Origin of the sequence: Wolbachia endosymbiont of Dirofilaria (Dirofilaria) immitis, assembly GCF_013365455.1 — a bacterium.
In the GTDB taxonomy this organism is placed as follows: Bacteria; Pseudomonadota; Alphaproteobacteria; order Rickettsiales; family Anaplasmataceae; genus Wolbachia.
Genome location: NZ_CP046578.1, coordinates 289,515 through 310,067, shown reverse-complemented (window position 1 = coordinate 310,067; position 20,553 = coordinate 289,515). Strand labels below are relative to the sequence as shown.

The 20,553-nt window shown below is 32.6% G+C and carries 13 protein-coding genes, 2 tRNA genes and 1 pseudogene; 4 read left to right on the top strand and 12 right to left on the bottom strand.

All coding sequences use genetic code 11. The features are described from left to right. Positions 1-2,208 precede the first annotated feature (2,208 nt). Both GOY12_RS01275 and GOY12_RS01270 read right to left on the bottom strand, forming a co-directional pair. On the bottom strand, positions 2,209-3,207 hold the full coding sequence (locus GOY12_RS01275; RefSeq protein WP_175818273.1) for a glutamine amidotransferase: 999 nt from the start codon (positions 3,205-3,207) through the stop codon (positions 2,209-2,211). Between the two features lie 69 nt (positions 3,208-3,276). Beyond that, positions 3,277-3,349: transfer RNA gene (locus GOY12_RS01270), tRNA-Phe, on the bottom strand. A gap of 82 nt (positions 3,350-3,431) precedes the next feature. On the opposite strand from GOY12_RS01270, the pseudogene coaD reads away from it, so the two are divergent. Next, a pseudogene (gene coaD, locus GOY12_RS01265) lies at positions 3,432-3,945 on the top strand (pantetheine-phosphate adenylyltransferase). A 65-nt stretch (positions 3,946-4,010) separates the two neighbouring features. After that, a complete protein-coding gene (locus GOY12_RS01260) occupies positions 4,011-4,232 on the top strand; it encodes a zinc-finger domain-containing protein (protein WP_175818272.1) in 222 nt (73 codons plus the stop codon). A gap of 31 nt (positions 4,233-4,263) precedes the next feature. Here the strand turns inward: GOY12_RS01260 and GOY12_RS01255 are convergent, their stop codons facing one another. From GOY12_RS01255 to rpsB, 6 genes are all read right to left on the bottom strand, one after another. Then, the gene (locus GOY12_RS01255) at positions 4,264-4,890 is read right to left on the bottom strand and encodes a phosphatidate cytidylyltransferase (RefSeq protein ID WP_175818271.1); all 627 of its coding nucleotides are present in this window, start codon (positions 4,888-4,890) and stop codon (positions 4,264-4,266) included. Then, the gene (uppS, locus tag GOY12_RS01250) at positions 4,880-5,575 is read right to left on the bottom strand and encodes a polyprenyl diphosphate synthase (protein ID WP_175818270.1); all 696 of its coding nucleotides are present in this window, start codon (positions 5,573-5,575) and stop codon (positions 4,880-4,882) included. The genes GOY12_RS01255 and uppS overlap by 11 nt, the downstream gene beginning before the upstream one ends. Before the next feature lie 277 nt (positions 5,576-5,852). Next, the gene (gene frr, locus GOY12_RS01245) at positions 5,853-6,410 is read right to left on the bottom strand and encodes a ribosome recycling factor (RefSeq protein ID WP_175818269.1); all 558 of its coding nucleotides are present in this window, start codon (positions 6,408-6,410) and stop codon (positions 5,853-5,855) included. A 10-nt stretch (positions 6,411-6,420) separates the two neighbouring features. Beyond that, positions 6,421-7,167: a UMP kinase gene (gene pyrH / locus GOY12_RS01240; protein ID WP_175818268.1), complete on the bottom strand. Its 747-nt coding sequence runs from the start codon at positions 7,165-7,167 to the stop codon at positions 6,421-6,423. Positions 7,168-7,177: 10 nt separating this feature from the next. Continuing rightward, positions 7,178-8,047, bottom strand: a complete 870-nt coding sequence (tsf, locus tag GOY12_RS01235) for a translation elongation factor Ts (RefSeq protein WP_175818267.1) — start codon at positions 8,045-8,047, stop codon at positions 7,178-7,180. Further along, positions 8,028-8,867, bottom strand: a complete 840-nt coding sequence (gene rpsB / locus GOY12_RS01230) for a 30S ribosomal protein S2 (protein WP_175818266.1) — start codon at positions 8,865-8,867, stop codon at positions 8,028-8,030. Before rpsB ends, tsf begins: the two co-directional genes overlap by 20 nt. Before the next feature lie 166 nt (positions 8,868-9,033). On the opposite strand from rpsB, the gene GOY12_RS01225 reads away from it, so the two are divergent. Then, a tRNA-Asp gene (locus GOY12_RS01225) sits at positions 9,034-9,107 on the top strand. 188 nt (positions 9,108-9,295) lie between these two features. Here the strand turns inward: GOY12_RS01225 and carB are convergent. The 3 genes from carB to GOY12_RS01210 all read right to left on the bottom strand — a co-directional run bounded on the left by carB (position 9,296) and on the right by GOY12_RS01210 (position 14,340). Then, positions 9,296-12,607: a carbamoyl-phosphate synthase large subunit gene (gene carB / locus GOY12_RS01220; protein ID WP_175818265.1), complete on the bottom strand. Its 3,312-nt coding sequence runs from the start codon at positions 12,605-12,607 to the stop codon at positions 9,296-9,298. A 151-nt stretch (positions 12,608-12,758) separates the two neighbouring features. Next, positions 12,759-13,505, bottom strand: a complete 747-nt coding sequence (locus tag GOY12_RS01215; protein WP_175818264.1) for an SDR family oxidoreductase — start codon at positions 13,503-13,505, stop codon at positions 12,759-12,761. Between the two features lie 10 nt (positions 13,506-13,515). Beyond that, complete coding sequence (locus GOY12_RS01210; protein WP_175818263.1) at positions 13,516-14,340, bottom strand: YihY/virulence factor BrkB family protein; 825 nt, start codon at positions 14,338-14,340, stop codon at positions 13,516-13,518. A gap of 1,710 nt (positions 14,341-16,050) precedes the next feature. Between GOY12_RS01210 and GOY12_RS01205 the strand changes: the two genes are divergently transcribed. Beyond that, positions 16,051-17,403 carry a phosphomannomutase/phosphoglucomutase gene (locus tag GOY12_RS01205; RefSeq protein WP_175818262.1) on the top strand — a complete coding sequence of 451 codons (1,353 nt, stop codon included), beginning with the start codon at positions 16,051-16,053 and terminating at the stop codon, positions 17,401-17,403. A gap of 1,734 nt (positions 17,404-19,137) precedes the next feature. On the opposite strand, the gene GOY12_RS01200 is transcribed toward GOY12_RS01205, so the two are convergent. Beyond that, positions 19,138-20,367 (bottom strand): lipoprotein-releasing ABC transporter permease subunit, encoded by a 1,230-nt coding sequence (locus GOY12_RS01200; protein ID WP_175818261.1) that lies wholly within the window; start codon positions 20,365-20,367, stop codon positions 19,138-19,140. Positions 20,368-20,553: the final 186 nt, after the last annotated feature.

The following is a 20,553-nucleotide window of genomic DNA, read 5'->3' as shown; positions in this document are numbered from 1 at the left end:
ACAAAATCTATCTTTTTTATGATAGTTTTGCTGATACAAGTAAGAATTCATATCTAGTAACCCACATTTTCTCTACTTTTAGTAGTCCCTTGTTCTACTACCGGATTTATGTAAACTCTAATCTACCACTTTTCTATGTTTTTCTACTGTACACCTACTGTTATTTTACCCCTTAAATAATCACAGAAATAAACACACTTGACTCCATTATTCAAATCATTGACTACACCTTCTGTAGAATAAAACCAAAAGAAGAGTTTAAACCACCAGTAAGCAAGGAATAAACATCTACACAAACCTATATTTATTAATGTATTCATAATACTAAAGCCCATCACACGTTGTGCCAGCAACTATATAAATGATACTTACTTCAAAATCAGCATAGCATAGATACTGCTACTTCTTTTCCAGTTAAGGTTCTATTCACTTTACAAGTTCAGCTAGTTCTATAACTACAGGATAATTACCTTGAACATCTTTTAATTTATAATTTAGTAGACATGTAAGTTTAAACTTAGTAATAAGTTTTCCCATTTCACTCCCTTTTGACAATGTTTGTATAATATTTTATAAATTTGTTGTATTAGCCCTTTAAAAGATTGTTCATATCTTTCGATAGGCTTCGTTAAATTTTTCTACCAACACTTGTCTTTTGTACTAAGCAAGAGTGCTCTAGGTAGAGTTCATCTCACATCCTTTATTATATTAATTCTTCTATATTTTATTAACGTTAAATCACTAACCACGTACCACATCGTTGATTCCTGCTACTATTTTTTGAAATTCACTACTACTACCTCTGTTACATCATATAATCACCAGAAACTGATGTAGAACCACATCTTTAAATTCAACTCAGGATATATTTTACAATCCTTAATATTTAAAACCGCTTGTGCAAATTGATCAACTATTACTATATTTACTCAATATTTGACAAATTTCCCTTTAATTGATTTAAAGTAAGCATTACACTGCTCTTCTTAGATAACTTCACAATTCACCCTTTATCACTAGTCTATATTAAATATAACAGCTACTACTTATCTTTTCTTGCATAATTTTTCCGTATTTTTATATTATATATACAAACTCTTCTGAATCTAGTCATAGTATTGATACTCTTAATATTTCGCACTACTGAAAACCAGCTTATACATTAGTCCACCAAACGAAAACCCTTGATAACTACACAAAATATTCCTCTACAAGCTGAAGCACACCCTCACCTCCAATTAACAGTACAAAAAAGCATATTCTATTTCATCAAAACTCAGCTATTTTTTTGTACCTACCTAAATTTATTCATCCACTGCTTTTTTGCAGGCTACAATTACAAGTATTACACAGTAGTTATACTCAATGCTCATATTTTTCTCATGTTATTTAATCGGTTACCCTACTCTTCTTCTACTACCACATCCAAATAATATTTCCTTTATAACATGAGCAGTACCACAGACAATTGGAGACTATCCTAACCATAAGTTGAATGAACCTGAAGTTTTTTTAATCTTACCTATACATTACCTTTTGTTTGGTATCAAGGCTATAAATATTCCATTACTAAATTTATCCACCAAAAAGAACTCAAGACCCTACTGGACCAATAACCCGACACCAACCGAACCAGAAATGCAGCTAGTTTAGCTTTAAGTTGATGATAAAATTATCGTAGATATAACAATCCTCCTTTTTAATAGACTTTTTTTGAAACTATCAAGTGTAAGTCATCTCACGACACCATTTTCGTACAAACTATCTCAACAAAATAAACGCCTACATATGTATGTGGCCACTGTAAAAAAACCTCTTTACTTATAAGACTAGCAAAACGCTACTAAGCTATATAAATAATAGACTGTACGAGAAGCTACACAGAAGTTAGCTTATAGATACAGAACCTCCTAAGATTCAGAAAAAATGTAATGCAGATACAACAAGAGCATATGTATACTTTTGTACACATTAAAGTAAAAATACATTAAACTTCTATAGAACTTTATCGTTTAACAGAAAAACTTACAAGTAAAGAAAAACTCTAATTCCAAAAACATTCTTATTGCTAATAATAATGGAGCTACAAAAATATATTAAACAATTTTTTGTCACCCCACCCAGGGAACTCAATTTTAACCAAGTAATTGCATAATAAGAATTAGATTTCAGCATTACACACTATAGTTTTATCTCAGAAAGTTCCCATTAATCACGGTAAAGAAAATCACTTACAATTGCTATAACAACTAGTGTAGGAACATGACGTGCCTTATGATTCAATAAATATAGGTTTCTATTTGGCTTTACAGTAAGTATTTCTAAATGACCTCGAAAGCAGATATTACCATGCTTATCTTCAATAGCCTCTATTATTCCATCATTGGAAAATGCTACAACTTTATACCCAAGTAACTCCAATTTCTTTCTATTTTCTAGCGTATTATTTATTGCTCCTGAATAAGCACCCAGAAAATATGTTAAAAACCAGCCGTTCTCATCAGGCAGCAAAAACTTAGCCACTACTTTTGCTAAGCGGCTATTTGGAATTATCCTTACCTGCTGGAGGGGAATGTCTTCTTGCTGTGGATTAGGTGTTGATCTTGAATGAAACCTTCGCTTTTCTTTATCACTTACAAGATCTGTCGCGTTTACTACTTCAATCCCTTTTGCATTCATAATGCTTTGTAAGCCGCCGCACATAGCAAGTAAGTGAATTGCAGGATTGCTATTTACTATTTCCATAATTGCTTCAATAACAAGCTGACGGCAAGAAGTAGGAGAAAGTGGTCCAGAGTATGAATTGTAGTAACTCCCTAGAATAAATATTCTATTTATTTTGAACTCCTCAATGAACTTTGCAACTTTAACTTTTACTCTATTCAATATTAGCTTCCTTGCCAATATTTCATCTTGTTTTGCGAGATTAAATGACTCTGCCTGGATTTTTTCAAGGTTAATTATCTTATCGTAGTCAATCAGTACAGTTCTTGCCTTCCAATTATTAAACATTTCATAAATATTTTGAAATAAACCAACCTCATATGAATATATTTCTTTCTCTGTTTTTAATAAACCAACAACTATATTTCTATTTATTGAGTATAAACTTCTATCAGTGTTTGTATAAGCGATACCATTGAATAATAGAACTATGCTTAATAAGATGCTAAATAATTTATTATATGTTATCTCACTTACATTCATGTAAGTGAGATAACATATAATAAATTATTTAGCATCAAAAAGAAGGAAAACTTAACAAGAAAGAAAAAGTGGCCTGAGCAGGAATCGAACCAGCGACACAAGGATTTTCAGTCCTTTGCTCTACCAACTGAGCTATCAGGCCAACCACGTGCTTCCATTCTTAGATAAAAAATGTTATCGTGTCTATTAAAAGTTTTTAATAGCAATTTTCATAAAAATAAAGGGTGGACACTAGTAATAGAACAGGAATTTACCCAGGTACATTTGATCCTATAACCTTTGGGCATATTGATATAATAAAAAAGGGCGTATAAATTAATCAATAAATTAATAATTGGTGTTACAGAAAACACTAATAAGTACACTACTTTTAACGCAAAGCTACGTACAAGCATGGTCAAAAATGAAATCAAAAGGTTAAGAATTAGTGCAGACGTTGTATCTTTTAATGGGTTATTAATGAAGTTCGCAAAAGAGCAAAATGCTTCTATTATCATTAGAGGACTTAGAGCAGTATCAGATTTTGATTATGAGTTTCAAATGAGTTGGATAAATTATAAACTTCTTCCTGAAATTGAGACTATATTTCTTCCTGCCTCTGAAGACACTCAGTTCATCTCATCAAGTTTTGTAAAAGAAATAGCGAGATTAGGAGAAAGTGTTAGCAAATTTACTTCAGAAAGCGTTCAAAAAGAACTGATTAACCTAAATATGAATAGAGCAAGAAGTAAAGAATAATGTTTATTTTCCACTCTCAAACATATATATTTAACACATAAAATAGTATAAACCAAAGGAGCAGCATGACAGAAGTAAGAAATAATAGTGTAATAGTTTGTTGCCGTGGTGATGAGGACGACGAAGGTTTCGGCCATCCGCTAATATATTTATATAAAGAAAAAGGAAGAACGTTCTGCCCTTACTGTAATAAACCAATGGATGAAGAATTTAAATCTAAAGAATCTAAACTTACTAATAAGTGCATTATGACAGGAGCTAATAAAAGGAAAAGAATCCATGGATGAACTTTAATAGCATTTCATTTTCTAAAGCTAGCTAGTTTACATAGATAGCAATAAGAGGAGCAGTGAAGATGAAACTGTCCATACGATCAAGTACTCCTCCGTGACCAGGTATCATACTTCCACTATCTTTAACATTATAAGCTCTTTTGATAAGTGATTCAGTAAAATCACCAAGTTGTGCTAGAATAGCAACCGTAAGTCCAATTACCGGAGAATAAAAAATTGAAAATAAACTTAAAAATACTGACCCAAAAGTCGTACATATTATTCCAGCTAAAGCTGCACCAAAAAGACCTAACCAAGTCTTTCCAGGACTAATAATCGGGCAAATTTTAGCCCCACCAAAATTCTTACCAAACAGATACGCAGTGACATCAATACTCCAAACGGTCAAGATGAGCCATACTAATGTATATTTCCCTTGCGGTAGATTATATAAGTATATCAACGAAGCATTCGGCAGTGCAATCAATGCTAACGCGAAAACACATAAGATCCTGCTTCCCCGAGTCAGATTATACCATTCAAAAGAAGATAGAACCGCTATCGAAAAAACCAGTAGGTAAAATGATAAATCACTAAAATACATAGCAAAAGAGAATATAAGCAATATTATTATTGAAGACAGTACTCTAATTATAAAATTATTATCTACCATATCTTTTCTCTCTTTTTGCGTAGTCTTCTAATGCTCTGCTTAAATCTTGACAAGAAAAATCAGGCCATAAAGTATCACAAAAATACAACTCAGCATAAGCTGCTTGCCATAACAAAAAGTTACTTAACCTTTTTTCACCACCAGTACGAATCAACAAGTCTAGCTTTGGTAAATCTTTAGTATATAAAAATTGTTCAAATCTATCTTCTGACACATAATCAATATTTTCTTTTATTATATTACTTATAGCATGTATAATTTCTTGTTTTGCTCCATAGCTGACCGCTACAGTAAGTAATAAGCCATCATTTTTACATGTCATTTCTTCTACTTTTTTTATTTGATCAAATACTTTTTGAGGTAACAGATTTAAATTTCCAACAAAGTTCAATTTAATATTATAGTTACAAATAAAATTAACTTTATCCTCATTTGCCAAAGCAAAGTAAAATAAATCAAATATACAATCAATTTCTTCTTTAGGCCTGAGCCAATTTTCCATAGAAAATGCATATAAAGTTAAACATGGTATAGTTAAAGTTATGCAATACTTAGCAATGTCATACGCAACCTCACTACCCCTTTTATAACCATCAACCTTTACCCTCCCCTGCTTATTTGCCCATCTACTATTACCATCCATTATAATTGCTAAATGTTTTGGTAAAGATTCTAGATTTAACATTCAAATTTAATCAGGTTTTAACTTGAGCAAAGTTCTTTTGGATTTCAGCATGCATCTGGAGAGTATTATCCCAATGCTCCAATACTGAAATCCGGAAACTTTGATTGCAAACAACAAGCACACTAGGTCGATGAGCATAAAAGAACCAATCTTACATTATAAATACAATATTTTTAATAAAATTACTAAAAGCTAGACTCCAGTATCGGAGCACTGGGACAACATCCTTTAAAGTAATTTGCTTATCTTTACTACTGAAGGCTTCTTTCATGTCAACTTAGCGATATAGTATTTCCTTTTCTTTAATGGACAACTCATTATCAATCCTTTTGATACTATCATCAGTAATATCTTGTATTTGCTTTTTAGCACCATGAAAATCATCTTTTGAGATTTCTTTATTTTCCTGCATTTCCCCTATTTCTTCCATAACATCTCTGCGTATATTTCTAACGGCAACACGTGCATTTTCAGCAAACTGGTACAATAATTTTACTAATCTTTCACGAGCTTCTTGCGTGAGATCTGGAAGAGTTATACGTATAACATTACCTTCAATCACAGAGTTTAAATTTAGATTAGCACTTAATATAGCATTTCTTACCTCACCTATAACACTAATGTCCCAAACCTTAATTGATAAAGTTTTATTATTTACAACCGAAATGTCAGCAACCTGATTTAGCTTTTGATGTCCACTATTGATATTTACAACTATGCCATCTAGTAATGATGAACTAGCTCTACCGGTACGTATACCCTTAATATCATTATGAAAAGACTGAACAGTTTTTAGCATCTTTTCTTTCATTTTAGTTCTTACTTTATTCAACATAAATTACCTATCATTTACAGCCTGACGAAATTACAGTACAAGTACCAAGGCCCTTAATAATATTGATTATTTTTTCCTCTTTTAAAGAAAAAACTATAATTGGAATAGAATTCTCACGCGCAAGAGAGATGGCTGATGCATCCATAACTTTTAAATCACGTGTTAACAAATCCATATAAGAAAGCCTATCATACATTACAGCATTTTCATTTTTTTCCGGATCAGCAGAGTACACACCGTTTACTTGGGTACCTTTCAGGATAACATCACAATTCGTTTCAACAGCACGTAGAGCCGCAGCTGTATCTGTAGTAAAAAATGGATTACCTGTACCAGCTGCAAAGATTACTACTCTGCCTTTTTCCAAATGACGAATAGCTTTTTTCCTTATGTAAGGCTCACATATAGTAGTCATAGGTATTGCAGACAACACTCTAGAACTTACTGAATTTTTTTCCAAAAAGCTTCGCAAAATTAAAGCATTAATTATGGTTGCAAGCATCCCAATATAGTCACTGCTTGCTTTTTCACAACCACTTAAAAATGTAGATGCACCACGAAAGATATTACCACCACCAACTACAATACACACCTGAACCCCAAGCTTATAAATATCAGCTATACCTTTGCACAATTGATCTATAACTTCCATATCATGACCAAAATGCCGTGACCCCATTAAAGCTTCACCAGAAATTTTGAATAATACCCTAGAGTATTTTATTAGCTTACTTTCTTCATCTGTTGCAGCAGTCATTTCTAACTACTTAATTTTTATTACCCAAAACAAGTAACTTATAATCAGACAATTTAATAGAAGAATTCACATTCAACTCACTCAACTTTATAAAATCAGAAACTTTCATCTTATCATCTTTAATGAACTTCTGCTCCAACAAAATAACTTTTTCATAATACTTGGCCATTAGACCATCTACTATTTTCTCTGTTATTTCTTCAGGCTTACTTAAACTATTTACTTGTTCCTCAATCATAAAACGCTCACTATTTAATCTTGCATAACTTAAACCATCTATAGAAAGAGCTTCAGGCTTCATAGCAACTACATGCATTGCTATTTGCTTTCCAATTTCCTGTAGCTTTAACTGATCACCTAATGATTGCAATGCAACTAAAGCTCCAACTTTACCTAGGTTACGCATATCACCATGTACATAGCCAGCGATAATTCCATCTTTAATTTCCAGGTAACAAAGTTTGCTCAGCTCTACTTTCTCACCAAAAACAGATGCTGTATTCATAATAGCTTCTTGCACTGTACCAACACCTTCATACTTAGCATCTTTTAAATCATCAACACTAGTACAGCGCTTTCGATAAGCAATTGATACTAAATTTAAGATTAACTTTATAAACTTCTCATTCCTCGCAACAAAATCAGTTTCACAATTGAGCTCTATCAATACACCACGGTTTTCACTTAAATGCATAGTAATTAGCCCATCTAAAGTTACCTTGTTAATCTTTTTATCAGCTTTAGCAAGACCAATTGCACGTAACCTGTTAATGGCCTTTTTGATATCACCATCACACTCTTCTAACGCCTTTTTACAATCACTCAAACCAAGTCCTGTTCTACCACGCAGTTCTCTTATACTACCTAGACTCATTTTCATTTACTATCACCTCCTTTCTATGAACTTTACTATATCCCTTTTTAACCTCTACAACACTATTTCCTTTCTCTTGAATAAACTCACTACCTTTTACATTACCAACCTTAACTCCAGATTTTGCTAAACTGGATTCTATCCCTGATAATATACAGTCAGCAGCTAACCTGCAATAAAGCTCTACTGATTTTCTTGAGTCATCATTTCCTGGTATAGGATAAGTAATATCATCTGGACTGGAGTTAGTATCAAGTACTGCAGCTATTGGAATTCTTAATTTTTTAGCTTCTTTAACTGCAATGTGCTCTTTATTAGTATCAATAACGAACAAAATATCTGGAATTGCTCCCATTTCCCTAATGCCACCTAATGCCTTATCAAGTTTTTGTCTCTTCTTTTCAATATTCCCTAATTCTTTCTTCGTTAAAATTCTATTTCCATTATTTAAAATTTTCTCACATTGGATTAAAGTCTTTATTGAGGAAGAAACAGTCTCCCAGTTAGTAAGCATACCACCTAGCCAACGATAATTTACATAATATTGACCACAACGAATTGCTTCACTTGCAATAATATCCAAAGCCTGAAATTTCGTGCCAACAAATAAAACACGACCACCCTGAGATGCAACGTCATATAAAGCTCTCATTGCTACCTGTAGCAGTGGTAATGTTTTCCGCAAATCAATTATATGTATACGATTTTCTTGATGTATCCCATATATATATGGAGCCATTTTTGCATTCCATCGACTAACCTTATGACCAAAATGCACACCAGACCCAGCTAAATCACGTATAGTGATTTCAGGCAAATTTACCATCCTAATTCCTCCAAACGGTTCATCTTCACATGGCACAATCTCTATCTGTATAAGCCATACATGAAATTAAATTATTTTTATGATAATATAAAAGAGACCAAAACGCAAATAAAAATATTGACAAAAGGTAGTGTACCCATTAGCCTTAAAAGCAAAGCCCAAAAATGGGGGTGTAGCTCAGTTGGTTAGAGCGCATGCCTGTCACGCATGAGGTCATGGGTTCAAGTCTCATCACTCCCGCATGTAAATTTCCATATAATCTAAATCTAGTATATTATCCTTTTCTTACCTAGCTTAGATATATAACTGTATAGCAAACGAATTGCAGATAACGTCAATAAATTCTAACTTCATTAGCTATAAGCAAAACAGACCCAATTCTAAAAAATGCTAAAACTACTTACATAAAACTATTTTATTCTTAGTACTCAAATATTCTGTATCTGTTGTAATGACTTCACTTCCAGCTTGCTACTCTTTAAATATTGGATTGCAAGCACTAGTGCCCTGCCTCCAGAAGCTGTAGTACTGTAAGCAATATTTTGCGAAATAACAGCTCTACGAATATCTTTGCTGTCTGAGGCCGATTCTACACCTTTTGAAGTATTGATTACCAGACTTATTTTTCCATCTTTAAGCATATCAACTATATTAGGCTTGCCTTCTCTTACCTTATTCACAGCTTTTGCAGCTATACCATTATTATTTAGATACGAAGCTGTACCCCTGGTGGCATATATCTCAAAACTCAGTTCCTTTAGCATTCGTGCAACTGACAACATGTACTCTTTATCATCATCTTTTACTGAAATCAGAGCTTTTCCTTCTGTTGGCAACCTATACCCTGCACCCATGTACGCTTTCGCGAGCGCAGCCTCGAAGGATGAGTCAATTCCCATCACTTCTCCCGTTGACTTCATTTCAGGACCAAGTAGAATATCAACTCCTAAAAAACGAGAAAATGGGAAAACAGCAGCTTTAACTGCAAAGTGATCAATAGATTTTTTTTCCTGGTCTAATTTCTTACCTAAGATAACCTGAGTGGCAAGCTTTGCGATAGGAATATTGATTACTTTAGAAATAAAGGGAACTGTGCGACTAGCCCTTAAGTTCACTTCAAGTATATATATATTATCTTCTTGAACGGCAAATTGAATATTTATTAGGCCTTTCACTTTTAATTCAAGAGATATTTTTTCAGTTTGCAATTTAATTTCCTTTACAATTTTGTCACTTAACGTATTTGCTGGTATCGAACAAGTTGAATCACCGGAATGAATGCCAGCCTCCTCAATATGCTCCATAATCGCTGCAATGAAAACTTTTTCCCCATCACATATAGCATCAACATCAATCTCAATTGCATTCACCAAGAATTTATCAAGCAACAAAGAGCCATGTCCAAAAATTTTAGTTTGACTAAGAACATATTCCTTGAAGCTATCAATATCATACTTAATTGACATGGATTGACCACCTAAAACGTAGGATGGCCTAACTATTAACGGAAATCCAATCTTCTCTGCGTTAGCTAACGCTTCTTCTACTGAATAACAAACAGAATTTTCAGGTTGTTTTAAATTAAGTTGTAAAACAAGATTTCTAAATTTCATGCGATCTTCAGCAAGATCTATAGAATTAAAAGATGTACCTAATATATTAAAACCCCTTTCATTTAGTGTTTTAGCTAATTTCAAAGGCGTCTGACCACCTATCTGAACTATAACACCCAATAGTGTGCCATTCTCTTGCTCTTTACTTAGCACCTCAAGTACATCCTCTTCAGTTAATGAAGCAAAATACAAACGATCAGCAGTATCATAATCAGTGGAAACAGTTTCAGGGTTACAATTAATCATTATTGTTTCATATCCCATTTCTTTAGCAGCAGAAACCGCATGCACACATGCATAGTCAAACTCAATACCCTGACCAATACGGTTTGGTCCACTACCTAAAATAACAACCTTTTCTCTGTCAGAAACGTTTGCTTCACATTCTGCTTTATTTATAATCTCTCCTTCATAGCAACCATACATATAAGCAGTATTGGATTCAAATTCAGCTGCACAAGTATCTACTCGTTTATAAACAGGATTAATGCTAAACTTTTTTCTTATTGCTTCAACTTGCTCTATCTCTATACGATCCGACGTAGTTCTAGCATTTGAAACTGGAATCTGCATTTGAACCCCAGCATCAGCTACTTGGATAATAGAAATATGGTCATTACTTAAATTTGCCAGCCTTGCATCTGAAAACCCCATCTTTTTCAGTTCTAATATCTCATGTGCAGCTTCAGGCAAACCAGTTTCTTTAATTTTCTGTTCAGCTAAGATAATTTGCTGTATGTTCTGTAAAAACCATGGATCATACCTTGTAATCGAATTTATTTCTTCTATACTCATCCCGTGACGCATTGCGTCAGCAGCGGCCAGTAATCTGTTTGGTAGTAATTTTGCTAATTGAGATTTTATATGATTAACATCTGTACCCTTAGAGAATACTTCATCAAGTCCTGTAAGACCAGTTTCAAGTGAACGGAAAGCTTTTTGTATTGATTCATTAAAAGTACGTCCTATAGACATTACTTCTCCCACTGATTTCATGGAAGTTGATAATTCACAATCCGTTCCCTTAAATTTCTCAAACTCAAAACGAGGAACTTTAGTGACAACATAATCAACCACTGGCTCAAACGCAGCAGGTATAGTCGGTGCACAGTCATTGCGTATTTCATCAAGAGAATAACCAATAGCAAGCTTAGTTGCAACTTTTGCTATGGGATAGCCTGTCGCTTTTGAGGCAAGTGCAGAAGAGCGAGAAACCCTTGGATTCATTTCAATCACAACAAGACTTTCATCTTCTTTAGGATTGACTGCAAATTGAACATTTGCACCACCAGCACTAACATCAATTTCTCTAAGTATTGCTATAGACGCATTTCTCATTTGTTGGTACTCCGCATCACGTAGAGTTAAAGCAGGAGCAACAGTAATGCTGTCACCTGTATGGACTCCCATAGGATCAATATTTTCCATTGAACAAACCACTATACAGTTATCTTTACAATCACGAATAACTTCCATTTCATACTCTTTCCAACCGATAATAGATTCATCTATCTGAACCTCACGTATTGGTGAAATTTTTAGAGCGTTCTCTGCAATGTTGAAAAACTCTTCCCTATTATATGCTATACCACTACCTGCACCACCAAGAGTAAATGATGAACGAATGATCGCAGGCAATCCAACATAATCTAGAGCTTCCTTCATTTGTCTTCTATTTTTTATAATCACACTTTTAGGATACTTTAGTCCTATTTTATCCATAGACTGGCGAAATAGCTCTCTATCTTCCGCTTTTTTAATTGCTTCTTTACTCACACCAATAAGCTTTATATTATATGTATCCAATATCCCATCATCTGCAAGCTTCATTGCACAATTCAAAGCAGTTTGTCCACCCATCGTTGGTAATATTGCATCTGGTTTTTCCTTAATTAAGATTTTCTCTATGATCTCAGGCAATATAGGTTCAATATAAGTTACATCAGAAAATTCAGGATCAGTCATTATAGTTGCAGGGTTAGAGTTCACCAAAATAACTTTATAACCTTCACTCCTTAACACCTTACAACTTTGAGTTCCTGAATAGTCAAATTCACATGCCTGACCTATGACTATTGGACCCGCTCCTATTACTAATACAGATTCTATATCCGTACATTTTGGCATAATTAAAACAACAATCCTTACTTGAGTAATGTTACCAATCTTTCCTATAAATGCGAATCTTTATTAAACTTATGAGCTATATAACCAGATAAAAACCATAGGTAACTTTAAATTAGTATAGTTCCTTAAAGAACAACATTTGCGTAACCTGTTAAACAGATTTACTCAATGGCAATATTTCTCCTGATATATTACAATCACTAGAAGCCAATTCTACAAACTTATCTGTTAGTTTTTCAGGTAATACTAGTTCAGGTACATCCTTTCCAGGAAAGGCTTGCTTATACATTTCGCTGTCAATAGGTCCCTCCGGATATACAGCATTTACGCACAATTTTGTATATTTTGTCTCAGATGCATATATCTTTACCATGATTTCTAGTGCAGCTTTACTTGCAGCATAAGGCACCCAATACGGGTAAGAAGATGGAGAAAGTGTCACTTCTGAAGTCATAAATATCACCCTCCCAGAACTAGATTTCTTTAGCACAGGGTCTAAATTCTTCAGCAAGTACCAATTAGCAGTAAAATTTGTATTCATTACATTCTGCAGCTCTTCAAGTTCACAGTCGTGAATAGGATTCAACTTACCTAAAATTCCAATACATGCAACTAATATATCAAGTGCTCCAGATTCTGATAATTTCAAATTCTCCATCATATTTGCTAGTATTTTTACATTTTCAAAATCTAAAAGATCAAGCTGAATTAGCTTTACAGAGCCTTCTTTAAATTCTTCAAGCTTTTCAATTTCACCATACAGTGGCCTAAGATTATCAACAGACCTTGAAACTAAAATTACATACGCACCCTCCCTAATAAACCTCTTCGCAACAGCAGACCCTATTTCACCTGAAGCCCCAGTAATTAAAGCTATTTTGCCTTCTAATTTACCCATTCATTTCTCCTCAGCGAAATCCATTAAAACATCTTATCTGAAAATTAAACTTTGCTCCATATATAAAAATTAAACTCATCATATAAAAAAATAGTAATGACACTACCACACCACCTAAACTTCCATATATTAAATCTAGTTGGCCAAAAGAAGCTTTCAAGTATTGCTTAAAAATTAAAGCAGAGATTGTCCAAAGCACAACAGCTACACAAGATCCAGGAAACACATCTGACAGGCTTTGTTTTATATTTGGTAATATAAAATATAGCCAAGAGGCTACTATAAAGAGCACAAATTCAATAAGGATATATTTTGTATAACCAAGTCCACGATAAGAGAAACCCATTAGAATTGGCGCTGATGCAGAGAATATTATGGTTAGAGTTATAATAAACGTAATTGCTAAAAATTGTAATATACTTAATATTCTCCTTAATATGTAAGGAGGAGAAACTGGAACTTTGTAGGCTTTATTTAATATCGTTCTAAGTCCTTCAACCGTTGATGAAGCAGTCCAAATAGCCCCTACAATTGCTAAAGTCAATAAACTATGTGGCGGACCTGATATTATTTCCTCAATGCGTGGCATCAAAGATGCTAAAATGTCTTGTGGCATATTGTCAATTATAGATGTCCAGCCGATATTATATTGATCTAAGAAGTTTGTAAATGTTGACGCCAAAGCCATCAAGACAATGAGAAAAGGAAATATTGACAATAGGATTAAAAATGATAAGTACCCTGCATGTTCCATTCCGTCATTATAAATTGTATCAATCAAAGCGCGATAAAGACAATAAATAATGTTATAAAACTTCCGCAGTAACTTATTCACTATAATATAAACTACTAGATAGAATATTTTAAATGAAATAAAATATATTTTTAAGCAAAAATCCCCTCAATGACACTGAAAATTGTTACAAGTCCTTTTTTTACCATTCCAGGCTTCTTGACGCTAATTTCAAAGCCATAAAAAACTATAAAAATTACTTGACAAATTTTAACAACTTTATTAATGTAACATTAAGGGGAGTTTTCACTCCAAAATTCATTTAATCTGCAGGTTCAATAAAAAAAATTCAGTAAAAAATCTTTAAAGCTTAAAGTATCTTTTTTCACAGATTACATAAGACTATAGTAGTTGCATATCCCTTAGACTTCTTCTACACATAGTTAAATCATCACATTTAAACTAGCTGAAGGATCATCAGTGCTAATTTAGGAAATTAGAGAATTAAAGCCACAGATTATAATTTTTACTCCTTTAGCAAATTTTTAAGTATTTATAGCTAAAGTAGCTTAGGATTACCAATATCACGCTATCTATTAGCAATAGTACTATATTGAAACACGCCGGATTGACAAAAGTTATAACACCTCGGTCAAATTTCACAACGTGTTTTTTTGATTTGCTAGGGTGATTTTATATCTGATAACTCCACCTGCCTCTTGTAAGCAACGCTCTCAATTTCACTTTTCATCAAAAAAGCCTTACGTACTACCCCAGAAGCAAAAATTATCTGGGCTATAAAACTTTTCTTTCCTTTTGAGTACAACAACTGTCTACAGCTTTTTTGTAGCTATAAAAATTATAGTCCCTTTGAAATAGGTCAACCTATATAGTAGTTTGAAGTTGAGTTCTTACTCCTTTAACTTCTCTTTTCATTTATTACAAGGTAGTTAATTAATCCTACACCATTATGCTAACCTCAGTTTGGGTTGATATAATCATTATCTCTCTTAAACCTCTTATTACCGTAATATATTATATAATTACTTTAAACTCTTCTACACAACTCCACTTTTTTCCATGCACTTGCTAACATACTTTCTCTTTCCTTAAATTAACGTTGAAGCTTTTTTTATTCTCCTCATATTTCTCTCGTTTAACCTATTTGCTAGTAAACTACCACCTATATTAGATTCCTGATTTGCTATTTAAATTTCTTTTTCTTTTCGCAGATGATTCAACTCTTTAGCTAACTCTTGATTCTTTAACTGTTCCTCTATTCTATTTATTGATTATGCCTTGCTTTCCCTTATCCAATTAGCTTATTCCTTTATTATTTTCCTCTACTATTCTCCCACTATAGTTTTTTAACTCTACATTTTCCTAAGACGCTCATTTCTTTCCTCTTTTTCCTATTTATGTCTCTTCATCACTACTAAACTCACTAACACTAAACAAAGACCTCTCCTATTTAAAGAGAAGAAAACATAAATTACTGCTCAACGCAAACAACTGTACGCAAATAGACCAAATCTTGTGCTAACATTTCTGAACCTACTTTTGATGAAACCATAAAAAATCGCTACAAGACTCAATGAAACTCAAAATATTATTTTCCCTGTTCACCTCTATATCTAAATTTCGACCTTCAACAAACATGCCTTTGTTTCTCCTCTACCCAATAAACTTCTTTCCCTGACATTGCTTTAATTCCTAAAATATATTTAAACCTAATTAACTATGCAAATGAATAAAGAAGAAACTTGAGCATTTATCTGTAATGTTATATAATAGTTAATCTAAACAGCCAGTATGGATAACACCATTATAAGAAAATATGATATTAGAGGTATAGTAGGTAAAGATCTACAGATCAATGATGGGTATGAGATAGGCAGGAAGTTTGGCCAAACTGTATCTAGTGTTTGTATAGGTTACGACAGCAGAATAGCCTCACCAAGCATAGAAAAAGAACTAATCAGAGGTCTAACTTTATCAGGAGCAAATGTTACACGCATTGGATTATGCTCTTCACCTATGCTTTACACTGCAACACAAATTATACAGGCAGACCTTGGCATTATGATTACTGCTTCACATAACCCTAGCAAGTATAATGGCTTTAAATTTTTCAGCAGTAAAAAAACATACTCGGACCAAGAAATAAGAGAAGTTACAAACAATCCGATTAAAAATAGTACAAAAATTGGAAGCTTAATTAACATAAATATATATAGTGAGTATATTCGCATATTAAAAAGTGTATTAAAGAACAATACTACACAAAAGCTAAAAATGGCCTGGGATTGTGGAAACAGTCCAGTAAGTGGAATTTTAAGGCACATCGAAACAATCTTATCTGGTCACACGCATATTATAGTCAATAACTCTATAGACGGAACATTTCCACTACATGATCCAGATCCCATAGAGAGAAAAAACCTCGCTCAATTAATCGATATTGTACAAAAAAATAAATGTGATCTTGGCATCGCACTTGATGGCGATGGTGATAGAATATGCCTAATTGATAACAGAGGTAACATCGTTTCTAACGATCATTTATTTATGATTTTTGCGCGTGAAGTACTAGAGAAATACCCACAAAGTAAAGTCATTGCTAATATAAAAATGAGCATGAAAGCACACGATTTCGTCAACAAGTTAGGGGGACAAGTAATTATTTGTGCTACTGGGCACTCACTAATTAAGAAGAAGATGCTAGAGGAAAAAGCAAAATTTGCTGGTGAATTAAGCGGGCACTTTTTCTTTTCTGAACTAGGTTTTGATGACGGAATGTATTCTGCTATTAAAGCTATTAACGTTCTGTTTAAGAAAAAACAAAGCCTATCTCAGATAATTGAGGATTTACCAAAGTTATATATCACCCATGAAGTGAAGATTGCAGTTGAAGACGAAAAAAAATTTCAAATAATTGAATTAATAAAGAAAATGCTAGAGCAACAAAATATCACATTCTCAGAGCTTGATGGTATCAAAGTAATGAATGACGATAATAAAGGTTGGTGGCTCCTTAGAGTGTCAAATACACAAAATTGCATTACAGCAAGATGCGAAGGAAATACCTTAGAAGACTTTGAACTCACTAAAAAAGTTTTGTTTTATTACATTGATAAAGTAAAGTTCCTTAATTGTAACTGTTAAAATAAGAATAGTTTATAAAAGTTTTAACTTTTATCCTGTTTTCTTAATCTAGTGAGCAGTCTCAAGGTACACATCAAGAAAGGGCTAATAAGTGTTGCTAGAGCAACACTTAACAATATTTAAACTAAAAACATTAACTAAATTTAGTTAATGTGCAAGAGAAGTTTTGTGTTCAAAAAGAATCAATTTGATGAAGTAAATGTGTAAAAATGTATATTGTATGAACAAATACTCAGAAAGGTAAACTCACATCACAAGGTATTCAGTAATAATAAAAAATTAAATTTTTTTAATAAAAAGCAATATAAAGATTATCAAAGTTAATATAGAAAAAGAGTGCCAAGTAAAAGAGAGAAGCATGAATGTGAAAATACAGCACTTTTAAAAAATATTATATTATAAAGAAAGCAACTAAAAAATACTATTATGACATAAAGATAGTACGATAAATTAAGTAGCAGAGGAAAAGTTACAAAAATGTAAAAAATAGACTACATTGGAAGCTATACAAGATATAAAAGTTACTATACTAATAAAATAAAAATAATATTACCTAAAAAGTAAAGAAAATTATAAAAAGTCAGATTGCTAACCTTCTATAGAACATAGTAAAAATATAACTATAATGGAAGAAAGCTATGCAAGTAAGACCTATTATATCATAATAGTACTGAGACTTTCATATAAGAGTATTACCTTTTAGAGAGAAGAAGCAAAATAGATAAACAAGGCAGCAATAAAAGTTCTAACTTAGAAACAGTTAAAATGATTCACACTACCAAACACAATATACACAGAAATCTATTGTAACTTGAGCACTTACAACACCACCGTTTTAGTTTCTTAGTCTATCTTGTTTTAACCAATAAATTACTTGTCATGTTCTTGCAATGCAACTTTGAGCTATACTATAATAAGGTAGATCAACGTATATTAGTTTTTTTTCATAGCAATATCTAAATGCTGGTCTTAAGATCATATCTGCTCAACTTAAGCTAATTGAAGATAAAGCAAGTACCAATAACTAAAATAGTAATCAGAACGCAGGTTGTATAGTTTTCAGCACCTTTACTATTTAAACTAATGTAAATCTTAGCGCTGACTGGAAAGTAAGATTCACTATATACTCTTTCTCTAGCTTGCAGGAGATCTTCTAATTTCTCTAACTCTAATACATAACTTTGCTCTTAAATAATTAATGGGCTAAAAAGCTATACGATAACTTTGTACTTCAAATAAGGCTCTCAAAGCCTTCTTGTAATTTCCTTCGTTTTCATATCGTTTGCTGAAGCACAATAAAAAAACTGTCAACATTTTTTATAATTAAAGGAAAGAAAAACATTGAACTTTATAGCTTCCTTCAACTCCAAAATTACGTTACCCAACCTCTATGTAATATGCAATATTCTATGAATTTTTGAAAAACTGTTTTTTTTGCTTAAGCTGGATCAGCTTATTGATCATAAGAAAATCCAAGCTAAGGTTCTTATCTTTTAGACTACTACCACATCTTACTTACATTAAGTAAGTAAATTTCCTTTCAATTCAAGTATTGCCTAGATTGATTAACCTAAAGTAACATCTTCAACTTATCCACGCCTCCTATTAAACAAACCCTTTTCATCGCTTCTGCTTTCTCATTGATTTACTCTTAAAAACACCATGCTATTACTAAAATGCAAATAACAACTAATAACATCATTAATAGCCATACCTATGTGCTATCACTAAATATCACTCATAACATAGTATTTCCGCAGGATCCTGTGCAGCTGCCTGCAATGCAGGAGCAATTGTTGCTAAAAACGATAAGAATAATGCAAGTACAGAAATATTTACTACATCTTGAGGAACTAATATTACTGGCAAGCTTGAAAAAAAGTATATCATAGGATCAAGCAGTTTAGTATTAGTGACATTTTCCAAAAACATTCTAATATTTTCAATATTGAGAGAAAAAATAATACCCATGCTACACCCAAGGCAAGTTCCTATAAAACCAATAAGCAGACCACAAGTACAAAATATGCGCATAATACTTCCACTCGTTGCACCAAATGTTCGCATAACTGCAATTGCAAACTTCTTTTCTTGCACTATAATCATTAAATTTGAAACAATATTGAATGCAGCTACAATTATAATCAAAGTAAGAATTAAAAACATTACATTCTTTTCAGTTTTTAAAGCACTAAGATAGTGGCTGTGTTGCAATTGCCAGCTTTCAGCTTTCATTCCCGTTTCCTTTTCTATAGCACTTGCTAGTTCATCAGCTCTAGCAATATCATCTACAAACACTTCTATATTTTTCACACTACCCTCATAATTAAAAAAAGCCTGTGCTGATTTCATAGGCATATATATCAAAGTACTATCATACTCAAACATGCCAGTATCAAATATTGCCACAACTTCATACTCTTTCATTTTTGGCATTACATCAAATAATGCATCAAATCCTTCAGGTGATATAAGCATAATTTTATCGCCATAATTAATATTCAAAGCTTCTACTAATCGAGCCCCTATTATTACTCCTTTATCAAACTCTCTTATATTACCCACAATTATATTATCTGTAATAGTAGTATTATAGAACAAGTCTTTAGTTGACACACTTCGCACTACACTGCCTGCAACTTTACCATTTGCCGCAACAATAATTTGATCATTGGTCATAGGAGTTGCTTTTAATACACCTGGAATTTTCTCGATAGATTTTGATACTGCATGGTAATCTGAATCTATGTTCCTATCAAAATAAACATTAATATGACCATCAATACCAAGTATTGAGTCAAGCAATTTTACTCTGAATCCGTTCATTACAGACATTACCACTATTAGTGTTGCAACTCCAAGAGCAACACCGACAATAGAAAATAAAGTCGTTATAGAACAAAACTTAGCATTCCTCGCCTGCAAATAACGAATAGCCATAGTAACTTCAAAGGTAATAGACATTATGAAATATTTTGAAGTTAAGCATTATATTCCTAAAACTTCATGTAATGATAAACTCTTCTTTGCTTTAAAACTAGAAATTTTTACTTTTCTAATTCTATAATAAATGATACTTAAGATTCTAATCTAGAGCATTTTGCTGTTATAAACTTTATCTAGTAAATTTCTTGTATTATCTTTCTGTTG

Bases quoted from the DNA above. Each gene is read 5' to 3' on its own strand.
- GOY12_RS01275 (WP_175818273.1), bottom strand. From the start codon at position 3,207: ATGAATGTAAGTGAGATAACATATAATAAATTATTTAGCATCTTATTA.
- carB (WP_175818265.1), bottom strand. From the start codon at position 12,607: ATGCCAAAATGTACGGATATAGAATCTGTATTAGTAATAGGAGCGGGT.
- uppS (WP_175818270.1), bottom strand. From the start codon at position 5,575: ATGTTAAATCTAGAATCTTTACCAAAACATTTAGCAATTATAATGGAT.
- GOY12_RS01200 (WP_175818261.1), bottom strand. From the start codon at position 20,367: ATGTCTATTACCTTTGAAGTTACTATGGCTATTCGTTATTTGCAGGCG.
- tsf (WP_175818267.1), bottom strand. From the start codon at position 8,047: ATGAAAATGAGTCTAGGTAGTATAAGAGAACTGCGTGGTAGAACAGGA.
- rpsB (WP_175818266.1), bottom strand. From the start codon at position 8,867: ATGGTAAATTTGCCTGAAATCACTATACGTGATTTAGCTGGGTCTGGT.
- GOY12_RS01215 (WP_175818264.1), bottom strand. From the start codon at position 13,505: ATGGGTAAATTAGAAGGCAAAATAGCTTTAATTACTGGGGCTTCAGGT.
- frr (WP_175818269.1), bottom strand. From the start codon at position 6,410: ATGTTGAATAAAGTAAGAACTAAAATGAAAGAAAAGATGCTAAAAACT.
- GOY12_RS01255 (WP_175818271.1), bottom strand. From the start codon at position 4,890: ATGGTAGATAATAATTTTATAATTAGAGTACTGTCTTCAATAATAATA.
- pyrH (WP_175818268.1), bottom strand. From the start codon at position 7,167: ATGACTGCTGCAACAGATGAAGAAAGTAAGCTAATAAAATACTCTAGG.
- GOY12_RS01260 (WP_175818272.1), top strand. From the start codon at position 4,011: ATGACAGAAGTAAGAAATAATAGTGTAATAGTTTGTTGCCGTGGTGAT.
- GOY12_RS01205 (WP_175818262.1), top strand. From the start codon at position 16,051: ATGGATAACACCATTATAAGAAAATATGATATTAGAGGTATAGTAGGT.